The 21,308-nt window shown below is 55.2% G+C and carries 14 protein-coding genes; 12 read left to right on the forward strand and 2 right to left on the reverse strand.

All coding sequences use genetic code 11. The features are described 5' to 3' along the window. Window positions 1–33: 33 nt before the first annotated feature. On the reverse strand, window positions 34–903 hold the full coding sequence (locus EXY20_RS08555; protein WP_135549725.1) for an AraC family transcriptional regulator: 870 nt from the start codon (window positions 901–903) through the stop codon (window positions 34–36). Window positions 904–1,135: 232 nt separating this feature from the next. Between EXY20_RS08555 and EXY20_RS08560 the strand changes: the two genes are divergently transcribed. From EXY20_RS08560 to EXY20_RS08595, 8 genes are all read left to right on the forward strand, one after another. Next, window positions 1,136–2,797 carry a DUF3502 domain-containing protein gene (locus EXY20_RS08560; protein ID WP_135549727.1) on the forward strand — a complete coding sequence of 554 codons (1,662 nt, stop codon included), beginning with the start codon at window positions 1,136–1,138 and terminating at the stop codon, window positions 2,795–2,797. Window positions 2,798–2,918: 121 nt separating this feature from the next. Beyond that, window positions 2,919–3,872, forward strand: a complete 954-nt coding sequence (locus tag EXY20_RS08565; protein WP_135549729.1) for an ABC transporter permease — start codon at window positions 2,919–2,921, stop codon at window positions 3,870–3,872. A 16-nt stretch (window positions 3,873–3,888) separates the two neighbouring features. Next, complete coding sequence (locus EXY20_RS08570; protein WP_135549731.1) at window positions 3,889–4,776, forward strand: carbohydrate ABC transporter permease; 888 nt, start codon at window positions 3,889–3,891, stop codon at window positions 4,774–4,776. Between the two features lie 18 nt (window positions 4,777–4,794). Further along, on the forward strand, window positions 4,795–6,474 hold the full coding sequence (locus EXY20_RS08575) for an alpha-amylase family protein (RefSeq protein ID WP_135549733.1): 1,680 nt from the start codon (window positions 4,795–4,797) through the stop codon (window positions 6,472–6,474). Window positions 6,475–6,536: 62 nt separating this feature from the next. After that, window positions 6,537–7,613: an enolase C-terminal domain-like protein gene (locus tag EXY20_RS08580; RefSeq protein WP_135549735.1), complete on the forward strand. Its 1,077-nt coding sequence runs from the start codon at window positions 6,537–6,539 to the stop codon at window positions 7,611–7,613. 54 nt (window positions 7,614–7,667) lie between these two features. Further along, a complete protein-coding gene (locus EXY20_RS08585) occupies window positions 7,668–11,102 on the forward strand; it encodes a discoidin domain-containing protein (RefSeq protein WP_135549737.1) in 3,435 nt (1,144 codons plus the stop codon). Window positions 11,103–11,194: 92 nt separating this feature from the next. Beyond that, window positions 11,195–12,367 carry an N-acetylglucosamine-6-phosphate deacetylase gene (nagA, locus tag EXY20_RS08590; RefSeq protein ID WP_135549739.1) on the forward strand — a complete coding sequence of 391 codons (1,173 nt, stop codon included), beginning with the start codon at window positions 11,195–11,197 and terminating at the stop codon, window positions 12,365–12,367. Beyond that, a complete protein-coding gene (locus EXY20_RS08595) occupies window positions 12,364–13,110 on the forward strand; it encodes a hypothetical protein (protein ID WP_135549741.1) in 747 nt (248 codons plus the stop codon). Before nagA ends, EXY20_RS08595 begins: the two co-directional genes overlap by 4 nt. On the opposite strand, the gene EXY20_RS08600 is transcribed toward EXY20_RS08595, so the two are convergent. Beyond that, window positions 13,111–14,028, reverse strand: coding sequence for an AraC family transcriptional regulator (locus EXY20_RS08600; RefSeq protein ID WP_135549743.1), 918 nt, complete (start codon window positions 14,026–14,028; stop codon window positions 13,111–13,113). It lies immediately after the preceding gene. Between the two features lie 121 nt (window positions 14,029–14,149). On the opposite strand from EXY20_RS08600, the gene EXY20_RS08605 reads away from it, so the two are divergent. The 4 genes from EXY20_RS08605 to EXY20_RS08620 all read left to right on the forward strand — a co-directional run bounded on the left by EXY20_RS08605 (window position 14,150) and on the right by EXY20_RS08620 (window position 21,001). Further along, window positions 14,150–16,888: an alpha-L-rhamnosidase gene (locus tag EXY20_RS08605; RefSeq protein ID WP_167859093.1), complete on the forward strand. Its 2,739-nt coding sequence runs from the start codon at window positions 14,150–14,152 to the stop codon at window positions 16,886–16,888. A gap of 139 nt (window positions 16,889–17,027) precedes the next feature. Further along, entirely contained in the window at window positions 17,028–19,289 is a 2,262-nt protein-coding gene (locus EXY20_RS08610; RefSeq protein ID WP_235885430.1) for a nitric-oxide reductase large subunit, read from the forward strand. A 39-nt stretch (window positions 19,290–19,328) separates the two neighbouring features. Next, window positions 19,329–20,588, forward strand: a complete 1,260-nt coding sequence (locus tag EXY20_RS08615) for a hypothetical protein (protein ID WP_135549747.1) — start codon at window positions 19,329–19,331, stop codon at window positions 20,586–20,588. A gap of 71 nt (window positions 20,589–20,659) precedes the next feature. Then, window positions 20,660–21,001, forward strand: coding sequence for a cupin domain-containing protein (locus EXY20_RS08620; RefSeq protein WP_135549749.1), 342 nt, complete (start codon window positions 20,660–20,662; stop codon window positions 20,999–21,001). Window positions 21,002–21,308 lie beyond the last annotated feature (307 nt).

A 21,308-nucleotide genomic window follows, 5' to 3' on the forward strand; every position in this document is an offset into this window, starting at 1 on the left:
CGGCCCTATGATTAGGACAATCGCGAAGCCGGCCTACGGACTGCTCCACCTTTTGCGGTAAGCGAGAGGCGTTACGCCTTCCTGTTTCTTGAAGGACGTGATGAAGTGCGACGGGTTGTCGAAGCCGACTTGGCCGGCGACCTCGTGAACGGAAAGATCGGCGTATTTCAGCAAATTTTTGGCGGCGCTGAGTCGCAGGGTCAGCAAATAGTCGTGCGGCGTTTGCCCGGTATGTTTCTTGAATTCACGGATCATGTGGTATTTGCTGGCCGACATTTCCCGCGCGAGCTCGTCTAACGTCAGCGGTTTGTCGTAATCGCCTTCGATACGGGCAACGACGCGCCGGACGGCTTCCGATGCTATGGGAGCGTTCCAGTCCTCGGTCGCGCCTGCGGTGGCCAGCTCGGTCATGATGTCGACGATCAGCTTCTGGCAGCGCAGCTCGGATAACCGGCCCGGTTCGGCGGCAAGCTGCAGCAGCTGCCGCAAGCTTGCCGGCACGACGGAATCGGGTGCCGCTTTCATAACCGGCCCGCCTTGGCGCATCGCGGCTTCGAAGTAAGTCCGGCAGCCGGGGCCGATGAAATGCGCCCACAGCTTCTCCCAATGTCCGTAGCGGCCGACATCGTATATATGCAGCTCGTTGCAGTCGATGAAGATCAAGTCGCCGGGCATCACGTCGTAATCGCGATTGCGATAGTGAAGATGTCCTTGACCGTACAACGTGTGAATGACCTGGAACGAATCGAGGTATTTGCGTTCGGTGAAATAGTTCGCCTTGGCGTAGAAATGGCCGACGGCCTGCAGCTGGTATGGCAGCGACTTGGCGGCAGGGCCCGGCGTCAGGTTAATGGCGACGGAGCGCTCGCCCAGGTCGCGCACGTTTTTTAAAAACGTTTTCATCGTTAGCCTCCTATTCTTGGAAGAAAGCCGAGCAGGTGAGCAATATATTGAAATTTTATCACAATTCAATTGGATGACGCTAGCCCTAAGGTTCCCTATAATGAGGGTGTGATCACTGAAATGGCTAGCTAAATGTAAAAATTGAACGGTTTATTTCAGTGTCGCCGAAGGCTGATTGGATTTAGCAATATATTGAAATTATGAGGGGCAAAAGACGAAGGAGTGAATCGGTATGAATCATCGTAATGGAGCGTTTATCGGTTACGCGGGCAAACTGGTGGCACTTGCGGCGGTAACCGGCACCTTGCTCGCCGGCTGCAGCGGGGGCAAGGACAAAGGCTCGGCTGCCAGCCCGAGCGCATCTCCGGCAGCATCGGCATCGGCATCGGCGAATCCGTTCGCCAAGCAGCTCGAAATTACGTGGATCGGCAGCAGCACGCCGGGCAAAGCGTTCGATAAGCTCGACAATCCGACGAAAAAAGCGATCGAGGAAAAGTTCAACGTCAAGATCAACCAAGTTGTGATGGACATTTTTAACAAAGAACAGGTTAATCTGTACTTCGCCGACGGCAAAACGGCCGATTATATCGCGGTGAATCCGGTAGAGGGCAGAATGCTGATGGACCAAGGGCTGCTCCGCGAAATCCCGGAGGATAAGCTGCGCAAGCTGATGCCGAACTGGATGAAGACGATCGAGGGCATGCTCGACCCGGCCATCGTCAAGACGACGATGATGTACAAGGGCAAAATTTACAGCGTGCCGCAGTTCAATTACGCCTCGACACAGCCGTGGGTCATGGGCATTCGCAAGGATTGGCTGGACAACGTCGGCATTTCGAAAATGCCGGAAACGATCGAAGAGTACCATGAAGTGCTGAAGCGGTTTACGTTTAACGATCCGGACAAGAACGGCAAGAACGACACCTATGGCACGCACGGCTACGGCGTCAACGGCACACAAATTTATTTGCGCGGCGCTTACGGGCTCGGTCAGCCGAACTATCCGGTCGAAGCGATCGGAAACTCCAACTTCTACGCGGATAAGGACGGCAAAGTCGCCGCCATGCCGATCTCTGACAACTACAAGGCGTATCTGAAAACGATGCAGGCGTGGATTAAGGAAGGCATTATCGATCCGGAATCGCTCACCGATCAGCGTCCGCAGCAGCGCGCCAAATGGGCGGACGGCAAGTTCGGCGTCCTGGCCGATCATCCGTGGTGGTTCGCGATGTCGACCGTCGGCGGCGTAACGAAAATGGTTACGGATAAAAATCCGAATGCCAAAATCGAATTTTTCAAGCCGTTCAAAGGTCCGGACGGATCCAGCGGCACCAGCAACATCACGTTCCCTTCCGTCATGTTCGGTTTCGGCTTCGGCAAAAACACGAGCGACGAAAAGATGGAGCGCATCATGGCGATCAAGGACGCGCTTGTCAGCGACGAGAAGTTCTACATGCAAACCTACTACGGCGCGGAAGGCAAAGGTTATACGCGTGACGCCGACGGCATCGTGAAAGTGGCGGCCGATTACCTGGTCGTGGACAAAGTCATCTCGGAAGGCATCGGCGGTTTCTATGGCTTGCGCCCGGTCAACTGGGATTTCGCCAAGAAGAACCTGATCTACAAAACCGACATGCCGGCTTACGATGTAGCGATGGCGGCGCCTATCAAGTACAGCAACGTCAACTTTACATTCAGCGGCACGAATGAAGCGCTCGCCAAGAACGGTACGGCCGTCGCTACGGTCGTCACCGAATTCGAAACGAACGCGATCGGCGGCAAGCTCGATATCGACAAAGAATGGGAAGCCTACAAAAAGAAATACCTTGACGCCGGCGGCAAAGCGATTCTCGACGAATACCAGAAGCTGTACGACGCTTCGAATAAGAAATAACTGATTTGGCCTAAGGCAATTGGCGATGGCGATCCGGGCGGTCTCTCGCAATACGGGCTGCGCGGATCGCCTTTTGCCGCCGCTTCCGGCCGTAATCCGGGAGCCGAAGGGAGATCTCCAGATGAACGATGCGGCGCTTCATGCCAAGTGGAACGGCGAGAAGACGAGCAGGAAGCGCTTGGGCGCAAGGCTGGGCAAATACGGCTTTTATTATTTGATGCTTGCCCCGGCGCTGATTTGCTTTCTGATATTCAGCTATGTGCCGATGTACGGCATCGTGCTGGCCTTCAAAAATTACCGGTTCGCCGACGGCATTCTCGGCAGCCCGTGGGTCGGCTTTGAGTATTTCAAGCAATTTTTCAACGACCTGTTTTTCTGGCGTATCTTGCGCAACACCTTAATCATTAGCGGTCTTCATCTGCTGTTCGGCTTTCCGGCGCCGATCGTGCTGGCGCTGCTGTTCAACGAGCTGACGAGCCGCAGGTTCAAGAAAATCGCGCAAACGATTTCGTATTTGCCGCACTTCATGTCATGGGTCATTCTCTCGGGCATCATGCTCGAGCTGCTGTCTCCTTCGCGCGGGGCGCTCAATTACGTGATCCGGCTATTCGGCGGCCATACGGTGCACTTCTTGGCCGATCCGGGTTATTTCGTAGGCGTGCTCGTCGTCAGTCATGTGTGGCAAAGCGTCGGCTGGGGCAGCGTCGTCTATTTGGCGGCGATCGCCGGCATCGACCAGGATCAATACGAGTCGGCGCGCATCGACGGGGCCAGTCGGCTCCAGCAGATGCGCTACATTACGCTGCCTTCGCTTGTGCCGATCATGACCGTACTGTTTATTCTCAGCCTCGGCGGCATTATGAACGCGGGCTTCGATCAAATCTTCAACCTGTACAACCCGGCGGTGTACAGAGTAGCCGACGTTATCGATACCTATGTGTACCGCGCCGGTCTGCTGGAGACGAAATACGGGTTTTCCACGGCAGTCGGCCTGTTCAAAAACGTGGTGGCGCTCGTGCTCGTCGCATCGGCCAACTATATCGTCAAACGGTTCAACGAATACGGAATCTGGTGAGCGGAGGGATCGAACAATGAACATGGCCGGCCGCAAAAGCGCGGGCGATATCGCTTTCGATCTGTTCAACTATGCGTTCATGATCGTCTTGTCGCTGCTCTTCCTTTATCCGTTCTGGAATTTGCTGACGCTGTCCATGACCGCGCCGCAATTCGTCGACAAACTCGGCCTTCGGCTGTGGGCGGAAGGCATCAACCTATATTCTTACAAGCAGCTGTTCCATAACGACGTGATCTACTCGGCATACGCCAACACGATCATTCGGACGGTCGTCGGCACGGCGCTTACGGTGCTGGTTTCCATGTGCGCCGCCTTTGCGCTGTCGCGCCGCGATTTGCCTTTCCGCAATGGCGTTACGCTGATCATGCTGTTTACGATCTTCTTCAGCGGCGGCCTTATTCCGATGTATATGACGGTCAAGTGGCTCGGCCTGATCGGCTCGTTATGGTCGCTCATCCTGCCGTCGCTGGCGAATGCCTGGTACATCATTCTGGCGCGCAATTTCCTGATGTCGTTTCCGAAGGAGCTCGAGGAATCGGCTCTGATCGACGGCGCCAATCCGGTACAGGTGGCGTTCCGCATCATCTTCCCGCTGTCGATGCCGATCGTGGCGGTCATCGCGCTCTGGGCGGCGGTGGCTCATTGGAACGCCTGGTTCGACGCGATGATTTATTTGCGGGAGAAGAGCGATTACGTGCTGCAGCTGCTCGTGCAAAAAATTTTCAACCAGGACCGCCTCGATCCGACCAACACCGGCACGTACATCCAGATCACGAGCCAGGTGTCGAACCAGTCGGTGAAAGCGGCGACGATCATCGTGGCCATCGCGCCGATCGTGCTCGTGTATCCGTTCCTGCAGAAGTATTTCGTCAAAGGCGTCATGGTCGGTTCGCTCAAAGGATAAGGCGAAAGGGAGAAGACAATGGGAAAAGATGCGCTGCGCGGACGCAATTTGTTCAATGGCGACACGTGTACGTATTTCTACAATCCGGAGCAGTGGCAGCCGGAAGGCGGGCCATATTCGGCGAAAGCGATTCATCGCTTTATCGAACAACTGGCTGCGGGCGGCGTCGATACGTTTCTCATCAATTCGTGTACGCAGCGGGCATGGTATCCGAGCCGGACGATGCCGACGATTCTGGAAGGCTATCGCAGAGGCGACCGCGAATACTTCCGCGGCCACTTGCCCAATGCGGGCTTATCGGATGACGGCTCCGAACGCACGGAGCGGGTGTTGGACAATTGGGCGGCGTTCTACAACCGTTATCTCGACTTGATCGACGAAGGGACCGATTGGCTCGCCGAGACGAGCCGGGCTTGCCGTTTGCACGGCATTGCGCCGTGGGTGTCGATCCGTATGAACGATATGCACGGCTTCCTCGAACGCGAGGCAAGTTTCTTCAACGCGCCGATTTATTTGCAGGACGACATGCGGCTCAGTCGAAGCGCTTATGCGCCGGGCATTACGCACGAACGCAGTACGCACGGCCTCGATTACGGCCGGCGCGAGGTGCGCGACTTCATGTTCGGCTTCATTCGTGAAGCGGTGGAGGACTACGATTTCGAAGGATTGGAGCTCGATTGGCTGCGCAATCCGCTCGCCTTGGAGCCGGATGCATCCGCGGAGACGAGGCGGGAGCTTGCGGAGTGGGTAGGCAGCATTCGCGCCTTGACGGAGAAGCGCGCACGGGAAACCGGCAAGCCGTTTCCGCTTGGGCTGCGCCTGCCGGGCAACTGGCGGATGATGGCGGCGATCGGCGTCGACGTCCAAGGCTGGATCGCGCGCGGCTGGTTCGATTGGATTGCCGTCGGCGGTTTCCTGCAGACGACGTGGGACGTGCCGCACGACGAGCTGCGGCGTGAATTCGGCGACCGCGTTGCCGTCTACGGTGTGGTCGAGAATCACGTGAACTGGATTCAGGTGCGTACGGAGGACGGACGCACCGGGGGCAGGCGCGTGTCGGCGTCCGCCGAGGCGATGGCCGGCAACGCCGCCGGCAAGTTGACGCTCGGCGCGGACGGGATCGAATGGTTCAATTTCTTCACGACCGATCAGGCGCGCGAACCGGGCTCGTCATCTCATTACGGCTTGCTGCGCATGGCCGAATCGCTCGATTCCCTGCGCGGGCGGGATAAGCTGTATGCGTTCTCGACGGTGATCGACGCGCCGCGCTTCTACCCGACTTCGCTGTATCCGTTCGATGCCACGGAGCAGCTGCCGGCGCTGCTGAAGCCGGAATGGCGGCGCTCGTTCCGGCTGCCGATGTGCGCGGAGCCGGACGACGGCACCAAGCGCGAGCTCGTTGTGCAAGTGGTCGTTAGCCGGATGGCGGAGCGGCCGCTGCTCGGCGTCAGCTTCAACGGCTCGTGGCCGACGTTCGCGGCTTCCGAGACGGACCGGTTGCCGTTTCCGGTCGGCGATTACGTCTTGCATGCGGAAGGCAACATTGCGTACGAATTCCGTTTCGAGGCGGCTGCGATTCAGGAGGGCTGGAACGATATCGTCTTGTTTAACGGCAATCGCGGTCCTGGCGTCGAGCAATGGATCGAGATCGTCAGCATTGAGGCGGCAGTGCGGAAGCTGCCAAGCCGGCAACAGTAACCACGAGTTGGCGGTTGCGAGCAAGTCATAGACAAGCTTCTTTGTGAGCTGGAGGAGAAACGATGATTATTACCGACGTGAAGTGTTATGGCTTGAAGCAGCCGATCGAGAAACCGTTCCGCTGGCGCAACGGGCTGCCCGGCTCCGGGACGGAGCGTGAAGTCGGCGTCATCCGCATCATGACCGATGAAGGAATCGACGGCATCGCCGTCACCCAACGCGGCCGGATGACGGTCGATTATTTTGAGCGCCGGCTGAAGGCGCTTCTGATCGGCCAAGATCCGCTGTTGAAGGAAAAGCTTTGGCGGGATATTTGGGAGATCGACCGAATCGAGGAGCTGCAGATCATGTACATGGGCATGATCGACGTCGCGCTATGGGATATCACGGCCAAAAAGGCGAATATGCCGCTTTATCAGCTGATCGGCGGCAACTCCGACAAAGTGCGGGCATATGCGTCGACCGTCACCTATGACACGACCGAGCAGTTTCTGCATGTTGCGGACGCGTGTTTGGATCGGGGCATCCGGGCGATCAAGCTGCATGCTTGGGGAGACGCGCGGCTCGATGCGAAGCTGTGCCAAGACCTGCGCAGGCACGTGGGCGACGACATCACATTGATGTATGACGGTTCGGCCGGCTTCGACCTGCGTGATGCCACTTACCTCGGGAAGGCGCTTCAGGAAGCGAATTATTATTGGTACGAAGAACCGATGCGGGAATTCAACATTTGGAATTACAAAAAGCTTTGCGACGAGCTCGACATTCCGGTGCTCGCGGCGGAAACTTCGGACGGTTGTCATTACAATGCCGCCGATTTTATCGTGCAAGGAGCTTGCGACATGATCCGCACCGGGACGTTCCTGAAAGGGGGCATTACGGGCGCGCTTCGCATTGCCCATCTGGCCGACGGCTTCGGCATGAAGGCAGAAATTCATGCCGGCGATTGGGCGAACGTTCATCTGGCTTGCGCGATTCCGAACAATACGTTTTTCGAAGTATTGGTGTCCGATCTCGATCCGGTGTCGTTCTGGCAGCCGGTGGATGCGGAAGGGTTCATCGCGCCTCCTTCCGTTCCGGGCATAGGTTATGCGTTCGACTGGGAGATGCTGGAGAGGACGGCGTATTGCAAATGCTAGGGCGTGCTCGTGACGGTTGCATTAACACATATCAAACGAAGGAGAGGAAGTTTGATGAGACGAATCGTGAAAGGCAGTAGCTGGAGACGATTGGCAATGATGTGGATGGCCGGGATGCTGGCGACCGGCTTCTTCGCGTACGTGCAGCCGCAAACGGCATTCGCGGCAGTGCAAGCGACGTTCTACGTGGACCCGTCCGCGGGCAGCGACAACAACAACGGGCTGTCCACGGGTGCGGCTTGGCAAACGATCGCCAAAGCGCGGGATTATATCCGCGCCAACTATGTGACGCAAACGGGCGACATTCTCGTCTACTTGATGGGCGGTACGTATACCCAGACGTCGACATTGGCGTTCGATTCGTCCGATTCCGGCAAAGACGGCTACAGCATCAAGTACGTCAATTATTCGGGGCAAATTCCCATCGTTAGCGGCGGAACAGCCATCACGTCTTCCTGGACGCTGTACGATTCAGGAGCGAATATTTACAAAACGACCGTAGGCTCGCTCGATTTCCGCCAGCTGTACATCAACGATGCGCCGGCCATTCGCGCGCGAACGCCGAACGGCAATACGAAGAACACGATTGCCGCCTTCGATACGACCAACAAGAAGATAAAAATCAACAAGTCGCAAATTACCGCCTGGAACAATCTCACCGATGTCGAGTTTAACAACTACATGGGCTGGACGAACGATAAGCTGCGGTTATCCTCCTATACGACCGACGCTACCTATGCGTATTTGAAGTTCCAGAATCCGGAGGCGGACAAATACTTTTATTGGACCAACGCTTGGCTAGGCATAGGCATGCCCGCCGCCAATCAGTATTATTGGGAGAATGCGTACGAGTTTATCGACGCGGAAGGGGAGTGGTACTTGGACAAGTCGACCAGCCCCTATACGCTGTACTACAAGCCGCGCACGGGCGAAAACATGACGAACGGCTCGGTTTCCGTCGTCGTGCCTACATTGGAAACCGTCGTATCCGTGCAAGGAACGCTTGACGATCCAGTGAAGAATCTCGTCTTCTACGGCATCCATTTCCGTCACGCCACCTGGATGAACACGACCGCAAACGGCTATGTCGGCTATCAATTTTTCCAATATCTCCAAGGAGCCAACATTGGCGACGTTAACCGTCCGCCCGGGGGAGTCAGCGTAGCGGCCGCGCACGACATTACATTCGAACGCAATACGTTCGAGTTGATGGGGGCGGTTGGGCTGGATGTCGAGTACGGGACGGAAAACACCCGGATCGTCGGCAATGTGTTCAAGCAAATCGCCGGCAGCGGCCTGCAGCTGGCCCGGTTTCAACCTTCGATTTCGGCGCCGCATGGGGGCTACAATCCGACAGACACCCGGGATTTGAACGTAAACGACCTTGTCGGGAACAATTATTTCGTCGACACGGCACGCGAGTACCAAGGCGCTGTTCCGCTTGCGGTCGGCTACGGCGTCGGCACGGTTATCGAGCATAATCTAATCGAAGGCGCGCCGTTCGACGGCATTCATATCGGCGGGCATGCGACCGATGCCTCGAATGTGATGAAACAGATGATCGTGCGCGGCAACGAGGTCGCAAACGCGATGCAGGAGTTGAACGACGGCGGCGGCATCTATACGAAAGGATCGTCGACCGATTACGGTGTGTTGTATGAAAATTATTTGCATATGGACACCGCATCGACGAATCCGGGCGCCAACTATATCGGCATGCTGTATCACGACACAGGGAGCGGGTATTACCTCAGCGCCCGCAACGTGCTTGACAATGTCTACGATTACGCGGATTACACGTACAAATTCAATAACAACAACAGCCCGTTCAAGGTATTGGTCGATGTCAATTATGTAACCGATACATTAACGTCGAACTCCAATCCGTCCAAAATCGAGCTTCGCAACAGCCTGCTGTACGCAACGGCCAACTGGCCGCAGGCGGCGCTTGACATCATCGCCCGCGCCGGCTTAACTTCGGCGTACGACGATATCGTCAGCGGTGGAGCCGCGCCCGACTACACGACGCCAGTTGCGCCAGCGTCGCCGCCCGGCGGCTTCATCCCGACGGCGAATCTCGGCTTGTGGCTCAAGGCCGATGCGGGCGTCACCAAAAATGGCAGCGACCGCGTCAGTCGCTGGGCCGATTATTCAGGTACCGGCGCGGACGCGGAAGTGCTCGATTCCTCCGCGATGCCACTGTGGGTCGCAAACGCGCTGAACGGCAAGCCGGCCCTGCGCTTCGACGGCACGCAGTCGCTCATTGCCCATGACTTCGTCGACATCGACATGCGCGACTTTACGATGACGTTCGTGCTGAAGCCGGCGGCGCTCGTCGATTACAACCAGGCGATTGGCGGAGCCGGCGGCTGGGGGGCTGCAGCGTTTCGCGCTTCGGCGAACGGTACGTTGTACGCCGGACCGGACGGGGATTCGCGGATTGTCACGACAAGCGGGCAAATCCAGACCGGCGTCACCCAAGTTTTTACTTACAAGTACAGCGGCGGCTCGGCGTGGTTGTATCGGAACGGCGCGTTAATCGGTTCGGCGAGCGGCCTGGAGACGGGCTATCCGACGCCCGGCTTCTCCATGAACCCGAATGGCGACGTGCCGGAAGTCATCGTCTACAAGTCGGCATTGTCGGATACCGATCGTGGTACCGTCGAAACTTATTTGCGGGATAAATATGCCCGGGTGAACATTGCCCAAGGCAAAACGGCTACGGCTTCGTCGGACGCCGGGGCTTCGTACGTCGCTTCGAAAGCCGTAGACGGCGATTACGGCACGACCTGGATTGCAAGCGGGTCCTCCATGCCGCAAACGTTGACCGTCGATCTCGGCAGCGTCTATTCGCTAACGGGATCCAGGCAAACGTTCACCGACGTCAGCGGCACATACAACTTCAAACTCGAAGGTTCGCTTGACGGCGCGACGGGCTGGACGATGCTGGCCGACCATACGTCAACGGCTGTGTCGGGACCAACCGTGACAGATTCGTTTGGCGGCTTATACCGCTACGTACGCATGACCTTTACAGGCGCAAGCGGCGGTCAGTGGGGATCAAGCGACGAGTTCGAGATATACGGCATGCCGAACGTTGCACTTGGCAAAACCGTTACCGTTTCGACTAATGCGGGGGCGTCCTATGTCGGCTCGAAGGCGGTGGACGGCGACCCGGCGACGCGGTGGATCGCCAGCAACGGCACGATGCCGCAGACGTTGACCGTCAACCTCGGCGTTCCTTACGCGCTTAGCGCCATTAAGCAAACGTTTACCGATGTCAGCGGCACGTATAATTACAAGCTCGAAGGCTCGCCGAACGGCACGACGGGCTGGGTGATGCTCGCCGATCATACGACGACGGCCGTGACGGGGCCCGCGATCACGGATTCCGTCAGCGGTACGTACAAATACGTGCGTATGACGGTGACCGGCGCGAGCGGCGGTCAGTGGGGCTCGAGCCGGGAGTTTGAAGTTTACGGCGAATAAGGAAGTTTAAGTGCTAGTGTTTTCGGAAGATACGAGAACACTGGCACTTATTATATGGCCAGTCCAGACAACTCGACTCGCGGGAGGAAAGCATGAGTACAAAATTAATTGTTAACGCGACAATCGTTACCCCTACCCATTTGATCAACAAAGGCAAGGTATGGATTGAAAATGGCATGATTGTTGATTGTGGTCCGGAAGAGGCGGTGCATTCACCTGGTCATGCGGAAGTTATCGATGCAGCCGGCGAATATGTCACCCCTGGTTTTATTGATATTCATTGTCACGGAGGCGGGGGGTACTGGGCATTCCAGCAACCTTATGAGTTTGCGAGGAGCCATTTAAAATTCGGGACGACAGGAATATTGGCAACGATTGGCTTTCTTCAAACAAGGGATGAAATTGCGGAGGGCCTTCAAAAAATTATTGAGGAGAGAACAAGAAATCCAGGTTCCGTCCTAATGGGCGTCCACCTGGAAGGTCCGTTTATTAACAAAAAATACGGTGCCATAACATCGCCGATTCGATCGGTAGACCCTTCCGAATACAAACAATACTTACGATTAGCCGGGGATCATATTAAACTTTGGACACTTGCTCCGGAATTGGAAGGACAACAGGAATTTATGGACGAAGCATCCCCATATGGAATCGTCTTCTCGGTCGGTCATTCCGAAGCCGAAGCGGAAACGATTCTCGCTTGTATTCCGAAAGGTTTAAAAGTAGGTTGTCACTGTACGAATGCAACAGGCACAACGCCTTCGCCTTCCCGATTCGCCGGAACCCGTGAAATGGGGGTCGACGAAACGGTACTGGTTAGTGACGATATATATGCGGAAGTGATTCCCGACAAAGAGGGGTGCCATGTACGCCCCCTTATGCTGAAACTGATTTTGAAAACGAAAGGGGCGGATAAAGTGATTATCATTACGGATGCCGCAGACCAGGCCGGAATGATGGAGCAAGCCAGCGATATCCGGTTGGTTCGAACGAATAAGCTTTCTCCCGTTCAAGGCGATGATTGGATGCTGGCGGGAAGTCTGCTTACCATGAATCAAGCCGTTCGAAATATGCGGAACCATACGGGCGCAAGTTGGGTGGATTTATTTAAAATGTCATCGCTCAATCCGGCAAAATTGCTTGGCGTTGATCGACAAGTGGGAAGTGTGGAAAAAGGGAAGATCGCCAATGTACTTATCGTTTCCGAGAATATGAATGTAAGAAAAGTGTTTTTCGAAGGCCGGGAAATTCCACTCCATAGATGATGAATAGTTGGGATTTCACTCTGGTGATCGTTGTCTCTACACAAGCACTCCTTTCGTCATACTTATTTCACCCCAAATGGAAAGCACTGATGCTAAGCCTACCCTTTCCTTTTACGTTCGCTTCACTATCTGTCGGCGTGCAAATCAATGCGGTGCACAACTTGGCCATGATTTTCATGTTTCTGTTTATGCAAGCAGTCAGAGTTCTTTACTTGAGGTGGAACATGCCGATTATTGCCTCCATCGTCCTTTCGGCTGTCGGGTATTGTCTTATGGGGTGGATTCTTGCAAGTACAGTGCCGATTAGCGAAAAATTATTCTGGATCAGCTCCGTACTTGTGTTTCTATTTGCCCTCATCCTTTTACGAATGATGCCCCCCAGGGAAGAACCCGGACATCGTTCGCAGATGCCGATTTTGTTGAAGTTGCCTATGGTCATGCTCCTGATCCTCGCGCTTGTGTGGCTTAAGGGGGAGATGAAGGGGGCGACTGCTTTTTTTCCAATGGTAGGTGTATTCGTAGCATATGAAGCAAGAAAAAGCCTGTGGACGATGGGAAGGCAAAATGCCATTGTCATTCTTGCCATGCTTCCAATGACCGTTACTTCTCACTTATTGTTCAAACCGTTAGGAATCGGGTTGTCTCTTGTGGCAGGGTGGGGGGCATTTCTGTTAGCGGCAGCACTTCTTAAGCGGAGCAGATCGTCAGACCATAACACAACCGGGTACGTCAGCAGGGGCTGATCACACCCGTTGATTTATTTCGCTCAATTGCCGGACGTGCGCATGTGCATGCTTGCGATACTGGCTGGGGGATAAGCCGGTTTTTTTCTTGAATAGCGCGTGAAAAAAAGTCAAATCGCGGTACCCCACACGGGCGGCAACATCGCGGACGCTGTCCGGCGTTTGCGCCAGCAGCTCGCAGCTTTTGGCGATGCGCACGTTCTGCAAGTATTCGGTAAACGATTGTCCCTTCGTCTGCTTGAACAACCGCTGCAGGTGGCTGACGCTGACCGGTACCATGTCGGCCAACCGCTGCAAGGTGACCGGCTCGTTGTAATGTTCGGCCAGATAGGCGAACACTTCCGCCAGCCGGCTGATCGAAGCGGGTGCGGCGCCGGGGCATCGTTCGTTGCGGTGCAGCGCAAGCAGCAGACAGACGAGCTGCGCAAGCATGGCGGCTTCGCTGCCTGGCTCGCGGAGCATATGCTCGGCGTATAAATGCTCCATCGCGCCGCGCATATCGTGGTGCGTGTCCTTGAACGCGCGATACGAGCCCGAGGAGCCGGCAATTAGCTCGTCAGCCGCGAACGGCAACGGATAGGTCAGCTTCAACCGGTCAAACAGTTCGGGCGCGAACAAGCAGTTGTATACGATCAGCTCGTGATCCGGATTCGGGGAAACGGGACGGTAAACATGTGCCGTACCGACCGGAATGAGAAACAAGTCGCCCCTTCCAACTTCCAGCCGTTCGTCCCCGATATAGTGAAAGCCCCTGCCTTCCGCAACATAACTGATTTCAACAAAGTCGTGCATATGGAGAGGAAGCGAAAAAAATTCGCGTTCCCGCGTCATGCATATCGGCACATCAGACCTCCAATAATGTTCTCCATACAGGCAGTAAGGCGCGCGATTCGTTCGCGGCTGCAAGTCCGGCATCATGCGGTCACCTCCATTGATGATGCAATCACCCTATAAATATACCATAATCGCCGGTATGATCGAACGCTGTGACCGTAATATAATGCAGCCATGGAAAGTTATTTGCCGAAGGGGAGAGGACATGGATACGACTGCATCGAACGGGAAACAACAAAGTGCTGCGGGAGAAAGGCTGCGGCCGTATGCGCTGCAGGTCGACGGGCATTCGTCGCCGCTTGGCATCGATCATTCCGCACCGCGGTTCACTTGGCGGCTGGAGAGCGCAGTAAGGGGAGCCGCACCTGCAGGAGCGCGCCTGTGGGTAGCTTCGTCAGCGGAGCTGCTGCGGGAGGGAGACGCCGATGTTTGGGACAGCGGCGAACTGGCGGGAGAGCAGCTAGCGGCCGACTATGCCGGACCCGAGCTTGTTGGCTCCAGGCGGTATTGGTGGATGGTGGCCGTGACGGACGAGACGGGACGAAACGTCCGCTCGGAGGCAGCTTGTTTCGATACCGGCTTGTTTCCGGGCGACTGGCGGTCGTCGTGGATTTGGCGTTCTTCCGATGTGCGCGTCAACGACTTTGCCTATTTGCGCAAAGAGATCGTTCTGCGCGGCCCTGTCGCGCTGGCCAAGCTGTACGTATCCGCCCACAACACGGCTCAAGTATACGTAAACGGCGTTCGCATCGGCGGATTCGGCTTGCCGGCGCCGTCCGCTCCGGCGAAGCGCAAGCTTTATCTTGCCTACGACGCGACCGCGCTGCTGACTCAGGGCGCAACCTGCATCGCCGCCATCGCGCACTACCTCGGCGGGGGCGGACAAAATTATGTCGACGGCCTGCCGGGCTTCCGCCTGCAGCTGGAAGTCGTTTATGCGGACGGCACAGCCGAATCGTTCGGCACCGACACGAGCTGGCAGGCGCTCGGGGACATGCCGCATCGGCCGGGAACGCCCTATCAGCAAAAACGCCGCGTCTCCGCGATCGAGCAGGTCGATGCGCGCAAGCGGGAGCCGCAATGGCTGCAGGTCGGTTATGCTTCAGAGAAATGTTTGCCGGCGACCGAAGCGGCGGCGGAGGCGGAATCGTGGCCGATGCAATGGCAGCGCATTCCCGAAGGAGCCGTTGACGAATTGATCGTGCCGACGACGTTGCTGCAGCAGGTGAAGGGAGAAGGCGGCGAAGGGCTTCGGCAAGTATTCGATGCCGGCAAAATTGTATCCGGATGGCCGCGGCTGGCGCTTGCCGGCATTTCCGGAGCAACGGTGCGCATGCGGTATTCGGAAGATTTGAACGAGCAGGGCTACGTGAAGCACAATGTCTGCAACGAACGTTCGGATCATTATTACGACGAATATACGATGAATGGCGACGGATGGCAGACGTGGCAGCCCGATCTTTCCTACAAGGCGTTCCGTTATGTGGAGATCAGCGGTTATCCGCAGAAGATTGTGCCCGGCTCAAACTTGTGGATCGTCTCCGCCCGCACCGGACTAGCGGTCGAAGGGAGCTTCAACTGCTCCGCGCCGCTGTTGAACGAGCTGTATGCCATCAGCATGCAGACGCAGAAAAACAATGTGCTTGGGCAAATTGTCGATTGCCCGCATCGCGAGCAAGCGCAGTATTTGGCCGATTCGGATTTGCAGGCGGAGCTGCTGCTGTACAATTTCGATGCCCGCCACGCGCTGGATAAGGTTGTGGCCGACTTTGCCGACGGTCAGTTGGAGGACGGCACATTCCCGTTCGTGTTCCCGTCGAATGTGAACGATCCGGCGTTCAAGCTGCAAATTCCGGAGTGGGACTTGCACTTTACGTCGCTTCTGCGCAAGCTCTACGACTACTACGGCGACGAGCGGGCGCTCGCGCGGTACTGGGAGCCGGCCAGTCGCATGGTCGATTATTATTTGGGTATCGCCGGCAACGATGCCGGTCTCGTGCCGCTGGACAAAGGCTGGCATATCAGCGATTGGCCGTATCCGACAGTCGATCATCAAGGCGACTATTTGACGGTGCAGAACGTGAAGCTGTACGAGTCCGTGCGTGCGCTTGTCGAAATCGCGTCCGTGCTTGGCCGGGAGGCGGATCGCGACAAGTATGCGAGTCAGGCGGAACGGCTGCGCGCGAGCATCGTCGCCGGTCTTTACGACCGGGAGCGCAAGCGGTACCGCGACAGCTCCGGTTCGACAGCGGCGCATCAGGGCGTCACCGCCATCGCCGCACTGGCGTCGCTCGTTCCTGCGGAAGATGTTGCGTCAATTGCCGCGCAACTGGCTGACGAGCCGTGGGTGTGCAAAACGGTGCTGTCCTTGCCGCTGCTGCGCTTTCTGTTCGAGCACGGAAAGCAGGAGGCGGCGTATCGGCTGATCAACCGCGAGTCGTATCCCGGCTGGGGCTACATGATCAAGATGGGGGCCGGAACGCTGTGGGAGGGCTGGGACGACATCGAGTCGCATTGCCATGCGTGGAACGGCTATCCGGTGCGGCTGCTGCAGGAGTATATCGTCGGCATCCGGCGTCTTGCGGCTGGTTTTGCCGCTGTTCGAATCAAGCCGTATTGGCCGGCCGATCTGACATATGCGGAAGCGACAGTGCCGACCGTACGCGGACCGGTCAGCTCAAGGTGGGAACGGGTCGACGGCGAGGACATCATCTGCTTGACGGTCAGCGTACCGCCAGCGATGGCCGCCGAGCTTGTCGTAGCCGATCCGTTCGGACGTGCGCCTGCGCGCGTCAGCGAGTCGGGCGCTGACGTATGGCGGGACGGGAGCTTCCGCGAAGGTGTGGCGGGAGTGAACGGTTGCGCAATAATCGCGGAGGGGCTGCGCATCGGAATCGCGCCGGGAAGCTATTCGTTTACGCTGATGTTCGGTGGAGCCGGATAAAATTGTCAATAGGAGAAAACAGATCAGCACGGGCGCGTGATGATTGTGGGTTACTTTATGGTGAAGGTTGCATTATAATACTGTGTATGGAAGCGTTTTCTTCTAATGGTTTGAAATTAAATCGAAGGAGGGAACTGAAGTGAAAAAGTTATGGATCACCTTGGGCGCAGTGATCGTTTTATCTTTCGCAGTCCTTATTTACTTCGGGGGAGAAATCTATCAAAAGATGCCTCCGATCCCGGATCGGGTGGTGACTAAGGACGGAAACGTTATCGCCACCGGCAACGATATTCGCAATGGGCAAAACGTCTGGCAAGCGATGGGCGGACAGGAAGTCGGCAGCATCTGGGGGCACGGTGCCTATGTTGCGCCCGATTGGTCGGCCGATTGGCTGCATCGGGAATTAACATGGATTTTGGACAGATGGGGAAAGGAAGCGTACTCCAAACCATTCGATTCACTCACGGAAGAACAAAAAGCAGGACTAAAGGCAAGATTAAAGCAGGAGATTCGCCCGAATACATACGACAAGAATAGCGGCGATCTGGTCATTTCCGCGATCCGCGGCGAAGCGTATGTGGCGATCAGCCAGCATTATTCGGGTCTGTTCGGAAGCGACCCGTCACTGAAAACATTGCGCGATCATTACGCCATTCCGACCAACACCGTTTCGGATCCGCAAAAAATCAAAGAATTGAACGCGTTCTTTTTCTGGAGCGCTTGGGCAACGGTGACAAACCGTCCCGGTGACGATATTACCTATTCGAACAATTGGCCAAGCGAAAGCTTGATCGACAACGTGCCGACGGGAGAGACGATCGTTTGGTCGGTGGTAAGCTTTGTTTTGCTGTTGGCAGGCGTGGGGGCATTGGCTTGGTATTTCGCTATACAGCGACGCAAGGAATCGCACGAATCCGAACATTACCCGGATAAAGATCCTTTGCTCGCACTTTCGCCGACTCCATCGATGAAAGCGACACTCAAGTTTTTTTGGGTAGTAGCGGCGCTTGTCGTCGTTCAGGTTGGACTTGGGGCGATCACAGCTCACTATGCCGTAGAGGGATCCAGTTTTTATGGCATTCCAATTAGCGACATTCTTCCTTATTCCGTAGCAAGAACATGGCATACGCAGCTGGCGATTTTCTGGATCGCAACCGCATGGCTCGCAACCGGCCTTTTTGTCGCGCCTGCCGTGTCAGGCTACGAACCAAAATATCAACGGGTCGGCATTAATTTTTTGTTCATCGCACTTCTCATTATCGTTGTCGGATCGATGGCAGGTCAGTGGCTGGCCGTCAATCAAAAGCTTGAGTATGTGACGAACTTCTGGTTCGGCCACCAGGGTTACGAGTACGTCGATCTCGGGCGGTTCTGGCAATTGTTTCTTACCGTGGGCTTGTTTTTGTGGCTTTTCATGATGGGGCGATCGATTTGGCCTGCCTTGCGAAAAGCATCCGAAAACAGGAACCTGCTTATCCTGTTTTTTATTGCCTCCGCGGCGATTCCGATGTTTTACGTCCCGGGATTGATGTGGGGCCAGCATACGAACCTGGCCATGGCCGAGTATTGGCGCTGGTGGGTCGTCCATCTTTGGGTTGAGGGATTCTTTGAAGTATTCGCGACGGTCGTCATCGCCTTTCTGTTCACTCGTATGGGACTGTTGCGGACACGAACCGCTACGTCGTCCGTACTGTTCTCCACGATCATCTTCCTTGCGGGCGGCATCATCGGGACGTTCCACCATCTTTACTTTAGCGGTACCCCCATGGGGGTCATGGCTTTCGGGGCGACATTCAGCGCACTGGAAGTCGTGCCGCTCGTCTTGATCGGTTTCGAAGCGTATGAGAACCTGACATTAAGCCGGTCGAAGCCGTGGGTCAAAGGGTATAAATGGCCTATCTATTATTTTGTCGCTGTCGCTTTCTGGAACCTCGTGGGGGCCGGTCTGTTCGGCTTCCTTATTAACCCGCCGATCGCTTTGTATTATATGCAAGGCCTGAACACTACCCCCGTTCACGGGCACGCGGCATTATTTGGGGTTTACGGCATGCTTGGCATCGGTTTGATGCTGTTCTGTCTAAAAGGGTTGACCAATCACAGGGTATGGAAAACGCGCCTGCTTTCGTTTTCATTCTGGGCAATCAATATCGGCTTGGTCCTGATGCTGCTCATCAGTTTGTTGCCGATCGGGTTGATTCAAACTTGGGCGAGTGTCGAGCACGGGTACTGGTACGCCAGGTCCGCCGAGTTTTTACAGCAAAGGCCGATTCAGACATTCCACTGGCTGCGAATTGTCGGCGATACGATCTTCGCTATAGGGATCGTTGCGCTCGGCTGGTTCATCCTCGGGCTGAAAACAGGCTGGTCGCTGGAAAAAGAGTATCACGATTACAAGCATTAAATTCACCTTGGCATCAAAAATGGGGGAGGGAGGATGTGCGTGAGTACGGCAATCAGGGAAAAACCGAGCAATCTGCAAGTGTTTCCATTGACCTTTCTGTTTTTCGCCACGGCTATTGTCATGTTCATGATTGGCATGATAGCGGCTATAAATTGGGTGCCGAATCTTTCCTCCGCCGGACAGGTAAGGGGACCGGAAGGGTGGATGCTTGCCCATCTGTTTCTGCTTGGGTGGGTTTCCATGATGGCGATGGGAGCCAATTTCCAGCTCATACAGGTCATTTTGAACACAAAGTTGTTCAGCCGCGCACTCGGATTCGTTCATTATTTGTTTTATACGGTCGGTCTCATTCTCTCGTTAATCGGGTTTTACCGGGGAGATTCGGACTTGATTGCCATCGGCGGAAGCTTGATTGCGATAGGAGTTCTTCTGTTCGTCTTCAATATGGCGATGACCATGGTCCGCAAACGCAAGTGGAATGTGTTCGTATTTGGCGTTTCCGCTAGTATGCTCAATTTTGTCATGGTCGTAAGTTTAGGCGTCATGCAGGGAATTAGCATAGGGACAGGTTGGGGATCTTCTCACTATGACCGAATGTTTATGTCGCATTTATGGCTGGGAATGGCCGGTTGGATGTCAGGGCTGATCGTGACCTACAGTTTTAAATTGCTTCCGATGTTCTACGTGTCGAGAAAAAAGCCGGCTAAAGACGCCTATTGGATTATTGGTTTGCTTCAGGGGGGCGTGTGGCTGAAGGTTGGCGGAATTTGGTTCGAGGTCGAACTGGTGGAGAAAATGGCGCTGGTAAGCGTAATGATCGCAATGGCGCTTATGACGCTTTTCGTCATCAGGGTTCAAGGCAAAGGAAAGCCGCCCGGCGGGGCCGTTCCCGTTGCGGCCAATCTGATCCCGGCTGTTGCCGTTTTGTTATGGATTTGGGGCGGGCAGGATTTATTTTCTTTGTCTGTCCCGCTTTCCTTAACTCCGGCGTTCGGTTTCTTCCTGATATGCGGTTGGTTTACAACCACAACGCTGAGCTATTTATCGAAGATTGTCCCTTTTTTGTGGTGGGCTTACCGTTTTCATACGAAGTGGCAGAAGAAAAACGTTGTCCTTCTATCGGAAATGACGCCGGATCGAAGGATGATCGGTGAGCTTGTACTCTTTTTGGGCGGAGTTATTGTTGTCTGTGTTTCTTTCCTGATTCAGCGGCCCGAACTGGCTATGTTCGGGCAAATCGTATCCCTGTGTGCCTTGGTTGCGTATATCGCCGAACTGGTTCGAATTTTTCGCTATTAATTCATGGTTGTGATTCACGTCACTTCACCGATTTCCTAGTTGTGGTGTAATGAAAGCGAGGAGGTGCTCTTATGGAAAAAAAGAAATTGGAAGCTGTCCGGGATTTTGGAGATGACAGATTCACAAAAAGGATATTGTTTCAAAAAGGAGAAAGCGTGGCCTTTGTTTTGCACTTTATGCCTGGACAGGAGCTTCCTGCACATAAGCATCCGGGAACCGTTGTTTATATCCTTGTTTTGGAAGGTTCCGGGACGATAATCGTCGACGGAGCAGCGACTGAAGTATATGCGGAGGATGCGATCTGTTGTGAGGGAAACGAACAATTCTCTTTTCAGAACACAGGTTCGGCACCAACCAGACTTTATGTGGTTTTGAGCAAAATTCCCGACGGAAGATATGCTCAAGAGGTTTGAAAATGATCCACCACAAAGCCGCCGCGGGAATTTGCCCGGCGGCCTTGTTTTGCTTCCGGGGCAGGATTGTTACGTCGTGGTTATCTTTTCCAAACGGTGCTAGAATGGTAGTACGCTATGGTCGGTGGTATTGTATGTCCAAAGGAATGATACGATACTATTCGTTTATTCATTATGGAGAGAGCAGCGGTACGATGTCAAGACCCTGAATGAAGGAGATTCTCGCGTACCGTCACTTTTTCAGGGGGTGTCCCGAAAAACGGCAAACGCAAACTAAACCTGCCCTACCTAGAATTTCAGATATTTC

The sequence above is a fragment of the Paenibacillus cymbidii genome (assembly GCF_004764705.1).
GTDB lineage: Bacteria > Bacillota > Bacilli > Paenibacillales > NBRC-103111 > Paenibacillus_AN > Paenibacillus_AN cymbidii.